Annotated in this window: 15 protein-coding genes; 5 read left to right on the top strand and 10 right to left on the bottom strand. The window is 36.9% G+C overall.

Translation table 11 applies throughout. The annotated features are described in order from the left end of the window. Positions 1-124 precede the first annotated feature (124 nt). Positions 125-1,399 (bottom strand): M64 family metallopeptidase, encoded by a 1,275-nt coding sequence (locus tag BUC12_RS09530; RefSeq protein WP_062183481.1) that lies wholly within the window; start codon positions 1,397-1,399, stop codon positions 125-127. Between the two features lie 147 nt (positions 1,400-1,546). Between BUC12_RS09530 and BUC12_RS09525 the strand changes: the two genes are divergently transcribed. After that, entirely contained in the window at positions 1,547-2,608 is a 1,062-nt protein-coding gene (locus BUC12_RS09525; RefSeq protein WP_062183478.1) for a tetratricopeptide repeat protein, read from the top strand. 53 nt (positions 2,609-2,661) lie between these two features. Here the strand turns inward: BUC12_RS09525 and BUC12_RS09520 are convergent, their stop codons facing one another. Beyond that, positions 2,662-4,392, bottom strand: a complete 1,731-nt coding sequence (locus tag BUC12_RS09520) for a phosphoenolpyruvate carboxykinase (ATP) (RefSeq protein WP_062183475.1) — start codon at positions 4,390-4,392, stop codon at positions 2,662-2,664. A 238-nt stretch (positions 4,393-4,630) separates the two neighbouring features. Here BUC12_RS09520 and BUC12_RS09515 point away from each other — a divergent pair, with 238 nt between their 5' ends. After that, entirely contained in the window at positions 4,631-5,680 is a 1,050-nt protein-coding gene (locus tag BUC12_RS09515) for a class I fructose-bisphosphate aldolase (protein ID WP_062183472.1), read from the top strand. Positions 5,681-5,789: 109 nt separating this feature from the next. Here BUC12_RS09515 and BUC12_RS09510 read toward each other — a convergent pair whose 3' ends face one another. The 4 genes from BUC12_RS09510 to porT all read right to left on the bottom strand — a co-directional run bounded on the left by BUC12_RS09510 (position 5,790) and on the right by porT (position 8,857). Further along, complete coding sequence (locus tag BUC12_RS09510; RefSeq protein WP_062183469.1) at positions 5,790-6,470, bottom strand: murein L,D-transpeptidase catalytic domain family protein; 681 nt, start codon at positions 6,468-6,470, stop codon at positions 5,790-5,792. A gap of 103 nt (positions 6,471-6,573) precedes the next feature. After that, positions 6,574-7,587, bottom strand: a complete 1,014-nt coding sequence (locus BUC12_RS09505) for a L,D-transpeptidase (protein WP_062183466.1) — start codon at positions 7,585-7,587, stop codon at positions 6,574-6,576. A 209-nt stretch (positions 7,588-7,796) separates the two neighbouring features. After that, entirely contained in the window at positions 7,797-8,123 is a 327-nt protein-coding gene (locus BUC12_RS09500) for an immunity protein Imm33 domain-containing protein (protein WP_062183463.1), read from the bottom strand. Between the two features lie 17 nt (positions 8,124-8,140). After that, a complete protein-coding gene (porT, locus tag BUC12_RS09495; RefSeq protein WP_082141940.1) occupies positions 8,141-8,857 on the bottom strand; it encodes a type IX secretion/gliding motility protein PorT/SprT in 717 nt (238 codons plus the stop codon). 323 nt (positions 8,858-9,180) lie between these two features. Between porT and BUC12_RS09490 the strand changes: the two genes are divergently transcribed. The 3 genes from BUC12_RS09490 to BUC12_RS09480 all read left to right on the top strand — a co-directional run bounded on the left by BUC12_RS09490 (position 9,181) and on the right by BUC12_RS09480 (position 11,312). Continuing rightward, a complete protein-coding gene (locus BUC12_RS09490) occupies positions 9,181-9,348 on the top strand; it encodes a DUF362 domain-containing protein (protein WP_062183460.1) in 168 nt (55 codons plus the stop codon). An 83-nt stretch (positions 9,349-9,431) separates the two neighbouring features. Beyond that, entirely contained in the window at positions 9,432-10,058 is a 627-nt protein-coding gene (locus BUC12_RS09485) for a nitroreductase family protein (protein WP_062183457.1), read from the top strand. A 93-nt stretch (positions 10,059-10,151) separates the two neighbouring features. Then, the gene (locus tag BUC12_RS09480) at positions 10,152-11,312 is read left to right on the top strand and encodes a glycosyltransferase (RefSeq protein ID WP_062183454.1); all 1,161 of its coding nucleotides are present in this window, start codon (positions 10,152-10,154) and stop codon (positions 11,310-11,312) included. On the opposite strand, the gene nth is transcribed toward BUC12_RS09480, so the two are convergent. From nth to BUC12_RS09460, 4 genes are all read right to left on the bottom strand, one after another. Continuing rightward, a complete protein-coding gene (gene nth / locus BUC12_RS09475; RefSeq protein WP_062183451.1) occupies positions 11,309-11,989 on the bottom strand; it encodes an endonuclease III in 681 nt (226 codons plus the stop codon). The two genes, BUC12_RS09480 and nth, sit on opposite strands and share 4 nt — an antisense overlap. Before the next feature lie 111 nt (positions 11,990-12,100). Beyond that, on the bottom strand, positions 12,101-14,218 hold the full coding sequence (locus BUC12_RS09470; RefSeq protein ID WP_062183449.1) for a peptidylprolyl isomerase: 2,118 nt from the start codon (positions 14,216-14,218) through the stop codon (positions 12,101-12,103). A gap of 159 nt (positions 14,219-14,377) precedes the next feature. Further along, on the bottom strand, positions 14,378-15,001 hold the full coding sequence (lptC, locus tag BUC12_RS09465; protein ID WP_070808624.1) for an LPS export ABC transporter periplasmic protein LptC: 624 nt from the start codon (positions 14,999-15,001) through the stop codon (positions 14,378-14,380). Positions 15,002-15,029: 28 nt separating this feature from the next. Then, positions 15,030-16,337 (bottom strand): hypothetical protein, encoded by a 1,308-nt coding sequence (locus BUC12_RS09460; RefSeq protein ID WP_062183446.1) that lies wholly within the window; start codon positions 16,335-16,337, stop codon positions 15,030-15,032. Positions 16,338-16,450: the final 113 nt, after the last annotated feature.

Here is a 16,450-nt window from a genome sequence, read left to right as displayed (position 1 = left end):
TGCTGAGAAATATATATTTAAATTTTTTGATAAGCTATTAATGTTAGTTTAAGCAAAATTATAAAAAGCTGGCCGTATTTGCCGAACATTTTCAACAATTATTTTATAATAATGCATAAAAGCCTTATTCTATATAATACTGTATTAGCCGTTCTATGGATGCCTGACAAACCGGACAGAATTCGTGGTATGAGTTTGTTCTCATCCGGCAATCAAAAGCAGGTCTGTATATTCCTTTGGAAGAATATCCGCCACCTTCGAAGACACCGACGGGATAATTATCCTTTTCAGAAACCGGGGTAGGGACAGGTGTACCTGATGGTAGCAGGCTTGCCCACTTTGACGAAAAGTCTTTTAGGGTTGTAATATTCTGTTCCCAAGGTTCTACATCGTGCGAATAGGTTTGATCGAGTGCATCGCTATCATAGAAATATTCGTCGGCCAGTCCTGCGAAACTATGTCCGAATTCGTGCACAACGACAGGCTTGAAGTCGGGATGCCCTGTAGTTGTCAGTGTATAAGCATTATAAATTCCTCCGCCTCCATAAGTATCGGTATTGGCCAGAATGATAATATGCTCGTATGGTATGCCTGCTAAAGCATCGTGTATATCTTTAACCTTGCCTGTAGTCAGATAACGGTTTGAATAGAATGTGTCGAAATGAGAACTAAATGCAGTCTCCATCCAAGCATTGTCTCGGGGAATGCTGACTCCGCTCTCTTTCGATTCGCTTTGTACTGCATAGACATTGAACCTGTCTTTGTACTTATTGAAGGGTGAGTATGAAAATATCTGCCTGACTGTTTCTTCTGCGTATTTCATAAATTCGGGCATTTCGTCCTTTGTATATCCTTCGGCAAGTATGGCTATATTAATGGATTTCTGATTGTCAGACGCTTTATGTATCAGCAAGTAAGGGGTGATATTTTTATAGCCTTTTTTATGTATCAGTATATCATCCGGATCTATGATGTGACTTATAAGAAGCCGGTTGTGATATTCTTTGTCAATAAGGTTTATTTCAACCTTGATTTTAGCTTTAGGAAAAGGAATCAGAAAAACGTTTTCGAAACTTCGGCTTACCATTTCAGCTTCGGGAGTTGTCAGCCATTCCTGAAAAAGGCTGCTGAACGTATTTATATAAATGCATTGATTTGTTGCCAGATCATATACTTTAATGTTTCCGTTTCCTTGCAGAAGTGGGGTTGACAGGTTATGCCTTCGTCCGGCCCATTGGGGTAGTTCGTTTAACTGATCCAGAGCTACAGATTGAGATTGTACATTGCCTGCGAAAATATAATCGAGCCGGAGGGTCTTGTTTATAAAAAAGCTATCGAAATTCTGTCCGGAAACAGAAATATGTATAAGCAGTAGGATGAGAACCGGTAGTTTCTTCATGTAGATGATAACGTAATATAATATAGTAAAGATACAAAAAACACTATTGATTATTATTATAACAAATTAAATATGGAGTTTGATTTATGAAATCTGACTATATTTAGACTCTATACAGGGTAAAGTCTAACTAAAACACATTATACTATGAAAAGGCTACTGTTGACTTCGGCAATTTTTTCCTTTTTTCTTATCGGTTCTTTTGCACAGCAACAAATCGATCTGAAACTGGATAGCATAGTTCGTCAGGGAATATCTTTGCACGATCAGGGGTTGTACAACGAGGCTATTAAAACCTATAAAGAAGCTTTAAAGATAGATAAAAAATCTTCGTTGGTAAATTATGAAATAGCTTATTCTTATTTCAGTCTGGGAGATTACAAAAAGGCGGTTGATTATTCTGACAAAGTTTTATCATTTAATAATGGATCTGAGATTGGAGCTTATATTATCAAAGGTTCATCTCTGGATTATATGGATAAATCCTCTCAGGCTATAGATGTTTTTGGTGAAGGTATAGAGAAGTTTAAGGATAATTATCTGCTGTATTTTAATAGGGCTTTGGTATATAATAAAATACAGGAATATAAAAAAGCTGAGGCTGATCTGGAAAAAACAATTGCATTAAAAAGAGATCATGCAACAAGCCATTTACAATTGGGTTATACTTCTCTTGCTCAAAATGAAAGGGCTAAAGGTTTAATGAGTTTGTATTTCTTCTTGTTTCTTGAAAATAAAGGAACCAGAGCCCAAAATGCTTATAGTCTATTGAGCCAGACAATCGAAAGCTTTGTACAAAAGAATGATTCTAAACCGGGAAACTTTGATATATTATTAAACAGTAGCCAGCTTGACTCAGATTTTAGCTCAATAGAAATAATGTTGCCATTATTGCAGGCTGCAAATATTGCTGTATCGAATGGTTCTTTGTCTGCAAATAGTGGTAAATCTAAATCTGTAAGTTTCTCAGAATCTTTTTTGAGTATGATTGCCGATTTGGAGCAGTTGAATAAACCGGATATATGGTGGGATTTTTATATTCCTTTCTTTAAAAAATTATCCGAAGCCGGATTGTTAGAAGTTTATTGTCACTATATTATGGCCGAAATGGATACCGATTCGGCAAAGTGGTTAGAAGAAAATGAAGATAAAGTAGATAAATTTGCCGATTGGTTTGCTTTAAATCGTACCACCTTTGGTTTTTATTGACATAAAAAAAGGATTACCGGTCTCGGGTAATCCTTTTTCTTAGTATATTAATTTCAATTATTTATCAAAGAGAATAGTTCTTCGGCAGCTTCACGGGGACCGTCTTTACTGCGTCCGTCGATGGCCAGAGATGTATGTATTTCTCCGATTTGCACACCATTATCTTTCATGTCTTTGAAGTACTGACGAACCAATACTTCTGTTTCGGCACGCTCTTGAACAGGTCCGAAAGGATTTGCAAAGTAAGACTTCACCAGTCCTTTTTCAGTTGTTGTACCTTTAGCCTTACGTGCACCGTCTTCAAATACCTGAATAGCTTTGTCGAGGTCGGTATAGAAAGAAATCTTCTTATCAGTATCTTCGTAGTTATTAGCGTAAAGCATAATATCCACTTTATAACCTTTAGAGATTACTTCGTATGTCGAAATAGGTATTGTTACACGTGCATTGATTTTGTCAGGATTGCTGTAGATACCTCTGTCTAACTGCTCGTAAGCGTAGGCCGGATCTAAGTCGTCGATACGGACAAATGCTCCGATCTCGGTTCCGTATCCTTTGATTGACCCGTCTTCCTCTTTTTTCAGGAATCCCATGTCATCAAATATAACGCGCATATGGCGTATATAACTCTCGTTAAGCGTACGGAATGCTTCCAGACTTTCTGATTTTCCGGCTCCACTGTCTCCCATAATGATAATGTTCGACTCTTTTCCGTTCTTAAGAACGATATTAACCATTGCTCCGTGAATAGGTAAACGGTTGTTTTCTATTTGTTTAACATTGTGAAGTGTTAATAACATCTTCTTCATGTATCCGAAATAATCGATATCGTCGCAATAGTTGGCATAGCCGATTAGGATATCGTTTTTCTTGTCTTTATAATAGAACGTACGTTTTTCTTCTTCTCCGTCAGGATATCCGAATACATAAATAATATCCGGTTTTTTACCGATATATTCGCTTTCTTTAGCAAGTTCGAAAAGGTTAGATAAGCCTATTCCCTGAGCCATAAAGTCTTTGTGGAAATATACAAAAGTAAGCATAACCCCAACTTTAGCCGGAAATACGTACCAATCGTCTTCATTCAGGATAATATTCTCCAGCGGATTTTGCTGGTGTTCCTGAAATATACCATCACGTGTATTACGTTTTGTGTAAGTGATAAATGGCGGGCGTATAACCACTGTACTAATAAATGGTATAGGAGTCAGCCCTTTATATTCGATAGGACAGTTCCAGTTCACATCATTCAGAGTCAATGAAGCTGTAGCTCCGACTGTTGTCTGACGATATACTCTTTGCTCAAAACCGTTTACAGTTTCCTGTATGCGGCGTGCTGTAGTAAGTACAAGGTCGTTGAACAAATCGTTTGCCTGAATAAACCGGACATTCTGTAAACCTTCTCCCAAACGAGTGTTGCGGACAATAGAGTATCTTTCGAGATTTTTCCAGTATTGAAGAAGTAGTTCTATTAATTCAATAAATAAGTCTTTATCTTCAAAAAAAGCAGTGTATTTATTATCAACCTCAATGACTTCTTCGATCTTGAATACTGTCAGTAATTTGAATGATTCTATAAGTGATTCTACTAAATCTTCATCAGTCTTAAAACTTTTGATATAGTGATCGTAAATTATAGGATCGTCTTTTTTTATTTTTTTTATAAAAGCTTCTACTACGCGTTTAAAACCATAACTACTAAGTAATTTTTGTTTGGTATCGCAATATTTCAGTGTGAAATTAATCATCGCTCTACCGCGCGATAGTGTAAATTCATGTAGCATATTTTTCTTACTCTTTGATTGTTATTACTGGTTATTTATTAGCTTTTTGTTTTTCGAGGCTAGCAAAGATAACAAAAAAATAAATAACAGGGTTTGCCGTACTCCTTTATCCATTCTGGTTATTGTTAAATAATCTTAGATTTTAACAACTATTATTTTAATTTAAAAACTATCTCGAAATGCTTTATGTTCTATATAAATACAGATTGAATACACTTTTAAACATAAATATTTGATTATGAAAATTGAACAAATTTTAGGAGATTCGGCGTCTTACCTTTTAGGACACACATGTAAAACTATCGATAAATCATTGATTCATGCCCCTAATCCGTCTATCATTGAAGATGTATGGGTCGATTCCGACCGTAATATTCAAACACTGAACAGTTACAGGGCTTTGTTGAATCATGGCCGATTGGCCGATACCGGATTTATCTCTATTTTGCCGGTCGATCAGGGTATAGAACATACAGCAGGATCTTCGTTTGCTCCTAATCCTGTTTATTTCGATTCAGAGAATATAGTAAAGCTGGCAATAGAAGGAGGGTGTAATGCTGTAGCTTCTACTTTCGGGGTATTGAGCTCGGTCGCACGTAAGTATGCCCACAAAATACCGTTTGTTGTGAAACTGAATCACAATGAGTTATTGTCATATCCAAATACCTACGATCAGGTTTTATTCGGCACAGTAAAAGAAGCCTGGAATATGGGTGCTGTGGCAGTGGGTGCAACTATTTATTTTGGTTCGGCAGAGAGCCGCAGGCAATTAGTCGAAATAGCCAAAGCTTTTGAGTATGCCCATGAGTTGGGTATGGTAACTATCCTTTGGTGTTATCTGCGTAACTCGGGATTTACAAAAGATGGTGTGGATTATTCAGCGGCAGCCGATCTCACAGGACAGGCAAACCACTTGGGTGTAACAATAAAAGCAGATATAGTAAAACAGAAATTACCGACTAATAATGGTGGTTTTACTGCTATTAAGTTCGGAAAAACCGATCCTAAAATGTATTCTGAGTTGACAACAGACCATCCGATCGATCTTTGCCGTTATCAGGTAGCTAACGGATATATGGGGCGCGTCGGACTTATCAATTCGGGAGGTGAATCTCATGGTGCATCGGATTTGAAAGATGCCGTTTCTACAGCCGTAATAAATAAACGCGCAGGTGGAATGGGTTTGATTTGTGGTCGTAAAGCTTTTCAAAAACCAATGAAAGAAGGGGTTGAACTTCTTAATGCTATTCAGGATGTATATCTAGATAAAAGTATTACCTTAGCGTAAATAGAATTTTTTTGATTAAAATAACGAAAAAGGGGCTTGTTGGAAATACAAGCCCCTTTTGTTTTATTATTGAAGGATAGAATTAAGTAACAATAAGTATTTAATAATATCACATTGTAAGAACAGTACTTTTCTTTCTGTAATTGTCATTATCAGCATAGATGAATAGTAAACTACCATCTTTGATCGTGTTGATAATCGGACGAGACAGGTTTTCCGGTACAGCCGGACAGCCGAAACTGCGGCCTAAGCGACCACTTTTAATAACAGAAGGATTGGAATATGCTGCTCCGTGTACGACAATCGCCCTCTGTTTTGCATGGTCATTGATACCTTTTTCCAAACCATTAAGGATTAGTGAATATCCGTTCTTTCCCTGATAGGTATTTTCTGTAATATAAAATCCCAGCGAGCTTTGGAGAGAGTTGTTCTCATTAGAAAAAGAAGTGGCGTATTTTTCTCCGCTATTTTTACCGTGAGCAACCAGTGAAGAATAAAGAATCTTCTTTGTTGACAGATCTAAAACGAAGAGACGGTCTTGGGTTGAGGGTTTTGTAAAGTCTATCAACGTAATGATACTTTTCTTTACATCTTTTATTTTTTTGTATCCCGTATAAGCTTCTTCAAATGCTTTATACTCAATCAGGTCTTGTAATTGCATATCGGAATATAGTTGATAACATTCCGAAACGTTGTTATTGTTTTCTTTTATATCGGGTGTTTTACTGACTACATTAGCTCCGCTTATCGGAATGATAAAGAAAAGCAGATAGATAAATATTCTTTGCATGGAGTTATTTCTTACTTAAAATGTTGACTGCGTGCAAAGTTAGCTCTTTTTTATTAATGAAAAAGTTAATTATATAGCAACGAATATTAAAAAAGCAGGGACTTTAATCAATCACAAAAACTAAAGTAGCAAGGGTAGGAGCCCATCCATAAACAAATTTAGCATGTGAGGTAGCGTTTCTTACACACATATGTGAGCGTGGAGTAGTACCTAATGATGCACTGTATTCGATCATTTGGGTTCCGGGTGCATTAACGGGAATGCCGTGTATATATGCTCCATTAGTAAATCGGCTGGCATAAGGAGCAAATCCACCAACTTCGGATGACCCGTCTACAAGATAGATCATTTTTGCTTTTTTCTCTTGAAGAATAAATATTCCGGTAGGTGTTTCCTGCATATGAGGGGGATTATGGCGTCCTGTAGTGGCCGGATTCATGCTTCGTACTAGCCAGGCAGTATCAGTTCTCTCCAGAGTTGTAATATTCTGATTTGTAACGTCCACGAATATCGCATTATTAAATATGACAGTATCGCTTAACTGTTTTACATATTTTTTTGGTACCAGCCATTCACCGGCAAGACTTATTGTCGTTATTTTGTCAAATGTACCTTCTTCCTTAATATACCTGACGAGCCAGCCATCACGCCCGTAAAATTCAGCCTGAGTAGAGTCGTTAATCGAAAATAGCGGAACAGACTGGTATCTTTCTACTCCTAGCGAGTCTGCTATACGGGTATATGCGTTACGTTTGTAATTTTTGACGAGGGGTGCTTCTCCATTCAGGTTCTTATAGTTCTGTAAAACAGCCCATGACGATGATTCATTGTGTATCGAATCTACAAAAGCCAGTCCTTTTCGTATTTTATCCCATTGGAAAACTCTTGTAGTGTCTTTATAAGGGTATGTATCCTCTAAAGTATGCTCGTCGTATAATAATGCTTTTTCTATTTTAATACTTGCAGGGTCTATTGATTTCGGTTTCTCATCCTCTACTATGGTTTTTACCGTGTCTTGCACTTCCTGCACAATTGCAGCAGGCTTCTCATTACAAGAGGTAACGGAAAATAAAACAGAGAAAAGAGTAATTAACAGAATGTGATTTTTTATAGTCATGTTATAATTTACTATTACTTAAAAATAAGCATCATTGTTAATAACAGTAGTATGTTTGTAATTGTTTAATCCGGTATGTACAGTATAAATATAAGTATATAAAATAGAATTAACAAACGAAAAATATTTTGAGATTTACTGTTAAAAAAAGCCGGCTTAGTTTAGCCGGCTTTCAAGGGAATATAAATATGGATTTATCTTTTGCTCATTTAATCAATAGGAATATATGCCTTCTTCTCGTCATCCCATTCGAATTCTGATCCTCTGCGGGAACCGAGAACCGGTTTTAATTCGGGTTTCCATTCGGCTATTTCCGACAGGTCTTTTGTTATAGTATTATCAGGATTATCCAAATAATCATCATCTTCATCTCCAAAAATAAAACGCCAGCCACTGTCAATTTTAAGTTCGGTGTTTTCCCGGTAACAATATCCAACCGAATTGTTATCCCATGCGCGCTTTGTAACAAACGCATATTTCTGCATATCCGTAAGCTCCTTTATTGAAGGATCATCCCAGTTCTCGTCTTCGTGCATATGAAGTTATATTTAATTTATTCGAAATTGAAGGTTAATGTTATCATTCTGGACTTTCCGGATGATAATGCATTCGTAAATACCAATAAATCTTTGTCTGTAATATCAGGACGGTCTTTTACAATCAAATCTCTTAATCCGAAAGAGAAACGGAGTTCAGGACTAAGTTTGAAAAGAGGAAAATACAGGTTACATCCTAAGCCGATATCAATACCATAATCGACATTCTTTAATTTGATGACGGGCGCTTTTGAGTTTCCGATCTGGGTGTTCACATAACCTCCGGCCAATACATATGGGCGGATATTATTGAACCGCTCCGAACTGAACCTCATATGTATAGGAAATGACAGGTAATTGGTTTTGATCGAAGCTTCGAAATCATTCCGTAAACCGTTCTCTTCTTTGAATAAAAACCGTTTTTCTCCAAAATGAAGGGAGGGAACGAATCGTAGATTCATATACTGGTTTATATATCTGTCGGCAATAATACCTACACTAAAACCGAGAGAATAAGAAGGAATTTCGGAAAACCATACTGAATTGTCTTCATTTACATACCCCGTATGAGAAAGTATGAGATCTTGGGCATTGACTCCCACAGTAAAACCTAGGTGGAATACTTTCTGATCGGCAAAGGGCTGATTCTTAGGTTTACGCAGTTGTGCCTGAATATGACTTGTACAGGATAATACAGTCAGAATAAGCAGTATATATATTTTGATATGTTTCAAGCCTGTTTTGTTTTTAGAATCTGTAAAAATAAAGATAAAATATCAATAAAGCGGTTATCCCTGTCCTTTTTAAGAAATAAAAGAAAAGAGCAATGTTCAGGTTGGGATTCTTTCAGTAATTGAGACAAATAAGTTGTCTATCTTACTTTTTCTGAATTTTTTATGTAATTGTATTTTAGTTTTTTACCCCTCGAAATGCAATCTCTGATTGACAAAATTAATTATTTATTGGCATTATCTAACACAAATATGTTTGCATAGTGCGAAAAACAATTTATCTTTGTTACGTCATATAAGTTAGTATTAATATAAAAATAAGAGTCATGGCTTACGTTATTAGTGAAGACTGTATTGCATGTGGAACTTGCATCGATGAGTGTCCGGTAAATGCAATTGCAGAAGGTGAAATCTATGTAATTGATCCTGATACTTGTACAGACTGTGGTACTTGTGCGGATGTATGTCCTACAAGTGCAATTAGTCCGGCATAATATCGGATTAGCAAAAAGTATAAGGTTGGGCTGCATTTTTGTAGCCCTTTTTTATTTCATATAAATCAAAGAATATATAAGCTATGAGTTTAAATGAAGATTTGCAGTGGCGATATGCCTGTAAACGGATGAACGGAACAGTTGTTCCTGATGAAGACCTAAACCGGATATTGGAAGCTATACGTTTGGCGCCTACCTCTATGGGGATGCAGTTGTTTAAAGTATTTGTTATAAAAGACCGGACGCTATTAGATAAGATTCATAAGGAAGCCGCCCCCCGTCAGTTAATGATCAATGGCTGTTCACATTTACTGGTTTTTGCAGCTTATTCAAAATTGACATCAAAAGATATGGATGACTATATCCAACGATTAGGGGTAACCCGTAATATATCAGGTGAACAACTGGAAGAATACCGTGTGAAATGGAATTCTTTGCTCGATATTCCCGAAGATGAGGTATTCGAATGGACTGCCCGTCAAACTTATATAACTATGGGATACGCTACTCTGGCTGCAGCTTCCCTGAAAATAGACTCTACGCCTGTCGAGGGTGCAGACTTTGATACAATAGATCAGATATTAGATATGAAAAGTCAGAATCTGAAATCTACATTACTACTTCCTTTGGGTTACAGGGATGAGAAAGAAGACCGTTTAGCCGGAGCTCCCAAAGTAAGGAAGGATGCGAAAGAGTTATTTATATTTTGATTGTTGAAAGCTTCCGGATGATTATCATTTGATTGTCTATCTTATTATTTTGTAGTATTATTGTATAAGAAAATAGAAAAGGAAAGAGATATTATGTCCCAAAAACGGATTATCATATTTAATGACTGTTTCTTTATGGGAGGAACAGAAATCTTGCTGGTTAACCTATTAAATCATCTTGCTGAAAAAGGATGTGATGTAACATTGCTGTTACCCAATCCGTCAGAAAAAGATGTTTTACTGAAAAGAGTATCCGGCAAGGTTCCTGTGAAATATTTATTTCCAATAGAGTTGAAAGGATTTAAAAAGTTATTTTATAAGAATCTGCTGGTCTTTTTTCCCCGCTTATATACCCGTTTAGTCGGTTTCGAAGAAAAAGATTACGATTTACTGGTCTGCTTTAAAGACTGTTTTCATTCGATAATGTTTAGCCGGATGAAGTTGTCTAAGATATTATGGATTCAGAATCAACCTTTTCCGAGGGATTATACAAGCCATTCCCTAAAAGAATGGTTCGGTTATTCGTTAAATCGTTTTCAGATACAAAGAATGAACCGTTCTTTTGATAAGTTTGACCAAATAATTTGTGTTTCGGAAGCTTGTCGTGACGGTTATATTAATATATATCACCACGGTGTCCAGAAAAGGGAACTTAGAGTGTTATACAATGCACTGGATTTATCGGGCATTGAAAAGAAGGCCGAAGAATATATTGAAAAATCGGATTTCGCAGGACTTAAATTTATAATTGTAATTCGATTGTCTTATGAAAAAACTGTTGATCGTGTAATTTACGCAGCAGATAAACTAAGAGCGGAAGGTTATGAGTTTAGAGTCACTATTTTAGGAGACGGAATGGAATTTGAAAATCTTCAAAAACTGATTGTAGATTATAAACTTGAAAATTGGATTACAATGTTGGGACGTGTTGATAATCCATTTCCTTACATGAAATCGGCAGATTGGTTTTTATGTCCTTCGTCGCGAGAAAGTTTTGCCCTGACCCTTATTGAGTCCATAACTTTAGGTACTCCGGTTGTTACAACCAAATGTGGAGGACCGGAAGATGTTGTAGGACAAGGTAAATATGGAATACTAACCGAGAATAGTACAGACGGAGTGTATACCGGAATGAAAAAGGTTATGGATGACCCTTCTCTTTTACCTTATTTTCTATCAAAGAAAGAAGAATGTCTGAGCCGTTTTAATTATAAAGAATGGTTGGCCGAGGTCGATTCTATACTCGGTGTTTAATCCTTATCTGCTGTTGTATCTTTCTTGATAGATTTTACCCCGTTTATCTTCATATAATATTGGCACCATTGCCTAATTCCGCACTCATCGCATTTAGGGCTTCTCGCTGTGCAGACATATCTGCCATGAAGTATCAGCCAGTGGTGTGCAATTGACAATAGGCGTGACGGTATATATTTGACAAGCTCACGTTCTGTTTCGAGAGGAGTTTTCGAATTAGTTGTCAGTCCTATCCGGTTTGATACCCTGAACACATGGGTGTCAACTGCCATAGCCGGTTTGTCGAAAGCTACGGAGAGCATTACATTGGCTGTTTTTCGCCCGACACCGGGTATAGACTCCAGTTCTTCCATTGTGTCCGGAACTTTACCTCCAAAATCCGATATTAGCTTTTTAGCCATACCCAAGAGGTTCTTTGCCTTATTGTTGGGATAAGAAACACTCTTTATATATTCATATATTTCGTCTACGGACACTTCTGCCATAACTTCAGGGGTAGGGAAGGCTTCGAACAGTGGCGGGGTTATCATATTAACTCTTTTGTCCGTACATTGTGCCGAAAGGATAACCGCAATAAGTAGATGGAAGTGATTATCATATCGTAATTCTGTAACGGCTATAGGGACATTTGTTTCAAACCAATTAATGACGTGTTCGTATCTTTCCTTTTTTTTCATTCTGATAAAAGTGTAAAGCTTTATACAAAAATAAGTAATATCCTCTTAAAAGCAAAAGAGAATACCGGATTCGATATTCTCTTCTGTAGTATGTTTTAGTATTCTCTGTAATTAGAAGAATTCTATTCTGTTGTCTTTTACAGCCATCTTTTCTTTTAATACCTGCATAGCCTGAGACATCACACGATACATGTTTTGACTATTTGCTGTTTGTTTGAAAGATTCGATATTGAAGTCTTTACTTTGGTCTGTTTTATTTAAAACTGTAAGAACTAGAACTCCGTTATCTCCTTTGACAGGGCCTTCCATCTTATTAACTTGTCCAACTTCGGCATAAACATTTAATGCTGATTCACGGCCTATTCCCATGATATTCGGTGTGTTGAAAGTAACAAACTTAACAGTATCTACTTTCGAACCAAGTGATTGGGCATAATCACCCAGAGTTGTCAGGTTTTTAGCTTTCAGATCAGTTATCATCTTCTCTGCTTTCTTATCTCTTACAAGTTCAGACTTCAATACATCTTTAACTTCGGAAACAGGCAGGTAGCCTGCATCTATCTTAGAGTTAATTACTGCTACGATTTTGTAGTCAGACAGGTCGAATTTTTTGATAGAGCCAACCTTTTCATGGAAAGCCCAAGATATAACTTGTCTTGACCCGTTTATTTGTGCAATATTAGGATATGCTCCACTAATTACTGTATTAGGTACAACATTGTAACCTTTGTCCTGAGCCGCTTTTACAAAATTACTTGCATTTCCGTTTTGAGCTACAAATTCGTTCATTTCATTATCCAAACCAGCCAGAGTTTGATCACTCACCGTTACCGGTATCTGAATCAGGGCTAATTTGTACTTAGTAATAGGTTGAGTTTTTTCCTCAATTTTGATTATTTGTATTTGACCTTGAAGATTCAATTTTGTGATTTCTCCGGTTGGAGTTTTGAATGCGGCATCAACAAATTCTTTACCTGCGCTAGCTAATTGTGGCTCTGTTACCCAACCAACTTCGCCTCCGTTCGATTGAGGGAATATTTCGTTTGCAACTGTCGCAAAATCTTTACCTTGTTTGATAACATTGATGATACTATCTGCTTTAGCTGCAGCAGCAAGTTTATCAGCGCCTTCAGGAACAATGATCATTCTCATTTTCACTGAATCAGGAGCAGCGGTACGGTCTATCAGTTTGTAAATGCGATATGCATCATTATCACGGATCGGACCATATATATCACCATTTGAGGCTGTTTTAGCAAACTGGGCTTCCTCTTGTGACAGATTTTTTTCTGAGAAATAAATATCCTGATAAGGAACTTCCGAATAGTCTGCTACCACAAGAGCCGGATTTTCTGAACTTGCTAATTTCTCACGGGCAGTGTTCGCTTCTTTTTCTATCGCAGCATAGTCTGCATCACTTGGAACAATTTGTTTAGTGAAATAAGAGATTTTTCTTAATTCATCTTGTGTTTTGAAATTGTTCTTACGTTCATTGTATAGTTTCTCGATTTCTTTATCTGTAACAGAAACAGTTGAATCGGGAACCGAAGAATATCTGTTTATAACATATGCAATATCAGAAGTTGCTTTTGTAGCCTCGCTGTTTGCTTTAGCTTCGATATCATTAGTGATAACAGCGTTAGCGATCAACGAATTGTATTTTTCTTCTAAGCGTTGATATTTGATCATGCCTCTGATAGTTTCCCATACAGATTTCAGACCTTCTAATTGAGCTTGTTGTTCCAGAGGTACACTTTTTATATCAGTATTAACCAATGACAGGAACTGATTCAGAGCCTGTACACTGAACTGACCTGTTTGTGGGTCTACGAACAGAGGTATTTGACGTAACATCGGTGAAGGGTTAGCTCCCGAAATCATATCGGTGAGTTCTTCGTCAGTTACACTTAAACCGATTTTTTCGGCTTCTTTGTCGAGCATCATTTCTTTTACCATTTGCTCGTAAACAAACTCTCTTATTTGTGAGGAAGTATTCTCATCGAGTGAGGTTTGTCCGCTGATCATCTTTTGGAATGTCTCAAAATTTGTGATCCTTTCATGGTAAGCTCCTGTTGAAACAATATCTCCATCCACGACAAATGCTTTGTCTTTCTGTGTGCGGATTAATGATGTTATTTCGCCCCAAGGTAAAACGAAGGCTAATAATCCAACGGCAATTACTCCGACTAAAAGTCCGGACTTGTTTCTAATTTTTTGTAATACAGCCATTTAAAATGAACGATTAATTTATTATATTATTATTTATTTATTCTCCAATATTTTAGCGAGCGAAGATAATCATTTTAGCTTTAATTTTTGCTCAAATCTGCAAAAATATCTATAGATGTAAGATTTCGGTAATCAATATCTTTCTGATGTCCAAAAAGGTTATTGAGTATCCTGTGCTTGTTGAGCTTCACTGGTTTCATTAACAAAGACATTTGTATCGTGAGGCTTGAAAATACGGTATTGGGTCATACTCATGTTAGACTCAAACCCTATACCTTTCAGCATTAGTTTTTCGGGCCTGTTTATTTCGATGTATTTATCTGAGTAAACTTTCTGTAGTCTTTCGTCCCAGAATAATTCTTCGGTACTAAAAGTTTCATCTTTTGTATTTCTGATAAAAACATGACCTTTCAGCCGCCACAGTCTGCGTTGTGTAAAGTTCCACGCAGTGTCTGCTTTCAATGTAGCTAAAGTCTGATATGTAGAGTCAAATCTTTCAACATATAATCCTTTAGGAAAATACCAGTGTGGGTCTTTAGATGTATCGAAAATCTGCCAGTCCTTGGTTAAGACTTTGTACCTGATTATTCCGGAATCGGAAATAAACATGGTAACACTGTCATCGTGAATCGCAGGCATCGTCTCACGGTCAAGAGGTTGGTCTACAAGTTCTTGCTTTTCATTACCACACGATGTTACGAAATACAACATTAGGATACCTGCAATAAGTATCCTAATGGCTATAATAGATTGTCTTTGCTTTTTCTGTCTGGTGAGAAGCATTTGATAAAGTCTATAATCGTTTCAGGTTTTATCTGAATTTGTTTTTCATGAACCATAAATCGTTCAGGCAAAGCCCTACAGATATACCAAAGTATTGTTCTTTAATAAGGTTTGATTTGTCCGGCGAAATATTAGTATATTCAAAATTTAGATTGATATACGAGGTGCGTCTTGTATATGGATCCAATAATGGAAATCCGAACCCAACGGTTGCACCATATTCTTTATAGCCTGAAACAGAACCGTCACTGGACTGTACATTCATATAGGAGTTGGCATAGTTGAGACCTCCTCTGAATTTCATTCTTTTCAAGAAACTTCTGTCTCTGGGATCTATACAATATTCAATACCTCCGTTAAATTTCCATCGGTTGTTGAATCTTTCTTTACTATCCATCTGATCCTCCATATATTCCGAGTAGCGAACCTTTTCCCAATTCTGGTAAGTAACATCCGCTCCAATAACCAGATTGCTTTTGTGGCTCCAAGTGAATCCTAAGCCGAAAGTATTTGGTAGGTCCGTTGGTGCAAGGTTACCGGTATAAGACGCCGTGTCGCTTTCAAGAAGCGTTCCGGAAGAACTTCCGATACTATGGATGGCATTTATTTTGCCTGAAGATTTTATCTTAGGAGAGAAAACTGCTCCTAATATCAGGCGGTCTTCTTTGTTAAGAGGTAGAGCATATTGAATACCAAAGTCAAATTTCAGCATGTTTACTGTTAACTTATGGTATGAATTTTCCTGATTGGCGTCTGATACATTTTGTACAGTTAGCGATCTTGTATAAGTCGTATTTCCGAAAATGTATGAAATATTGGCTCCAACCGATAAGTTTTGAATGGGAGAGTATGCCAGTCCTCCATAAAGTTGGCTGATATTACCCGAACCTTCAAACACCTTTTTAGTTGAAACGGATCCTGTACTTTCTACAGTCCCGAATGAGTATCCGACAGACGAGTAGGGGAGTATACCTAAACTCATTCCGAATTTTTTCGCTAATGGAAATTGCATTGCAATATAATCCAGACCTCCGTTGTCGTCGTTTTGTTTGTAACTACCTTCACTTAATCTGGATTTATTATAGGAAACGCCTATGTCGAAGAGGAAAGTCAAGGAATCAACTCCTGCATAAGAAGCCGGATTACCGGGGTTCGAATTCAAGCCTTGTACACCATAACTGATACCACCCATCCCTTTGGATGCTCCTACTGCTTGCCCTTCTAACACACCGTATCCATAGCGACTGTACGGAGAGTTTGTATTTTGTCCCTGTATCGGAGCGATACAGACAATACATAGACTAGTCGCAAATAATAGTTTTTTATATTTCTGCATTAGTATGAAAATAAATTCAATGATGAATTTTAAAGATTATCTTTAGTTTGCAAATGTATTATTTTTTAGTTGAGATTTCAGTGCCTTTTTACCTCCAATACTGATTTTATTGC

The sequence above is a fragment of the Indolivaga macrotermitis genome (assembly GCF_900128985.1).
GTDB classification, from domain to species: domain Bacteria; phylum Bacteroidota; class Bacteroidia; order Bacteroidales; family Dysgonomonadaceae; genus Dysgonomonas_A; species Dysgonomonas_A macrotermitis.
This window is presented reverse-complemented; position numbering and strand designations above follow the sequence as displayed.

What these genes read in the sequence shown, in the direction of transcription:
- BUC12_RS09530 (WP_062183481.1), bottom strand. Translation starts at nt 1,399, where the DNA reads ATGAAGAAACTACCGGTTCTCATCCTACTGCTTATACATATTTCTGTT.
- BUC12_RS09525 (WP_062183478.1), top strand. Translation starts at nt 1,547, where the DNA reads ATGAAAAGGCTACTGTTGACTTCGGCAATTTTTTCCTTTTTTCTTATC.
- BUC12_RS09520 (WP_062183475.1), bottom strand. Translation starts at nt 4,392, where the DNA reads ATGCTACATGAATTTACACTATCGCGCGGTAGAGCGATGATTAATTTC.
- BUC12_RS09515 (WP_062183472.1), top strand. Translation starts at nt 4,631, where the DNA reads ATGAAAATTGAACAAATTTTAGGAGATTCGGCGTCTTACCTTTTAGGA.
- BUC12_RS09510 (WP_062183469.1), bottom strand. Translation starts at nt 6,470, where the DNA reads ATGCAAAGAATATTTATCTATCTGCTTTTCTTTATCATTCCGATAAGC.
- BUC12_RS09505 (WP_062183466.1), bottom strand. Translation starts at nt 7,587, where the DNA reads ATGACTATAAAAAATCACATTCTGTTAATTACTCTTTTCTCTGTTTTA.
- BUC12_RS09500 (WP_062183463.1), bottom strand. Translation starts at nt 8,123, where the DNA reads ATGCACGAAGACGAGAACTGGGATGATCCTTCAATAAAGGAGCTTACG.
- BUC12_RS09490 (WP_062183460.1), top strand. Translation starts at nt 9,181, where the DNA reads ATGGCTTACGTTATTAGTGAAGACTGTATTGCATGTGGAACTTGCATC.
- BUC12_RS09485 (WP_062183457.1), top strand. Translation starts at nt 9,432, where the DNA reads ATGAGTTTAAATGAAGATTTGCAGTGGCGATATGCCTGTAAACGGATG.
- BUC12_RS09480 (WP_062183454.1), top strand. Translation starts at nt 10,152, where the DNA reads ATGTCCCAAAAACGGATTATCATATTTAATGACTGTTTCTTTATGGGA.
- nth (WP_062183451.1), bottom strand. Translation starts at nt 11,989, where the DNA reads ATGAAAAAAAAGGAAAGATACGAACACGTCATTAATTGGTTTGAAACA.
- BUC12_RS09470 (WP_062183449.1), bottom strand. Translation starts at nt 14,218, where the DNA reads ATGGCTGTATTACAAAAAATTAGAAACAAGTCCGGACTTTTAGTCGGA.
- lptC (WP_070808624.1), bottom strand. Translation starts at nt 15,001, where the DNA reads ATGCTTCTCACCAGACAGAAAAAGCAAAGACAATCTATTATAGCCATT.
- BUC12_RS09460 (WP_062183446.1), bottom strand. Translation starts at nt 16,337, where the DNA reads ATGCAGAAATATAAAAAACTATTATTTGCGACTAGTCTATGTATTGTC.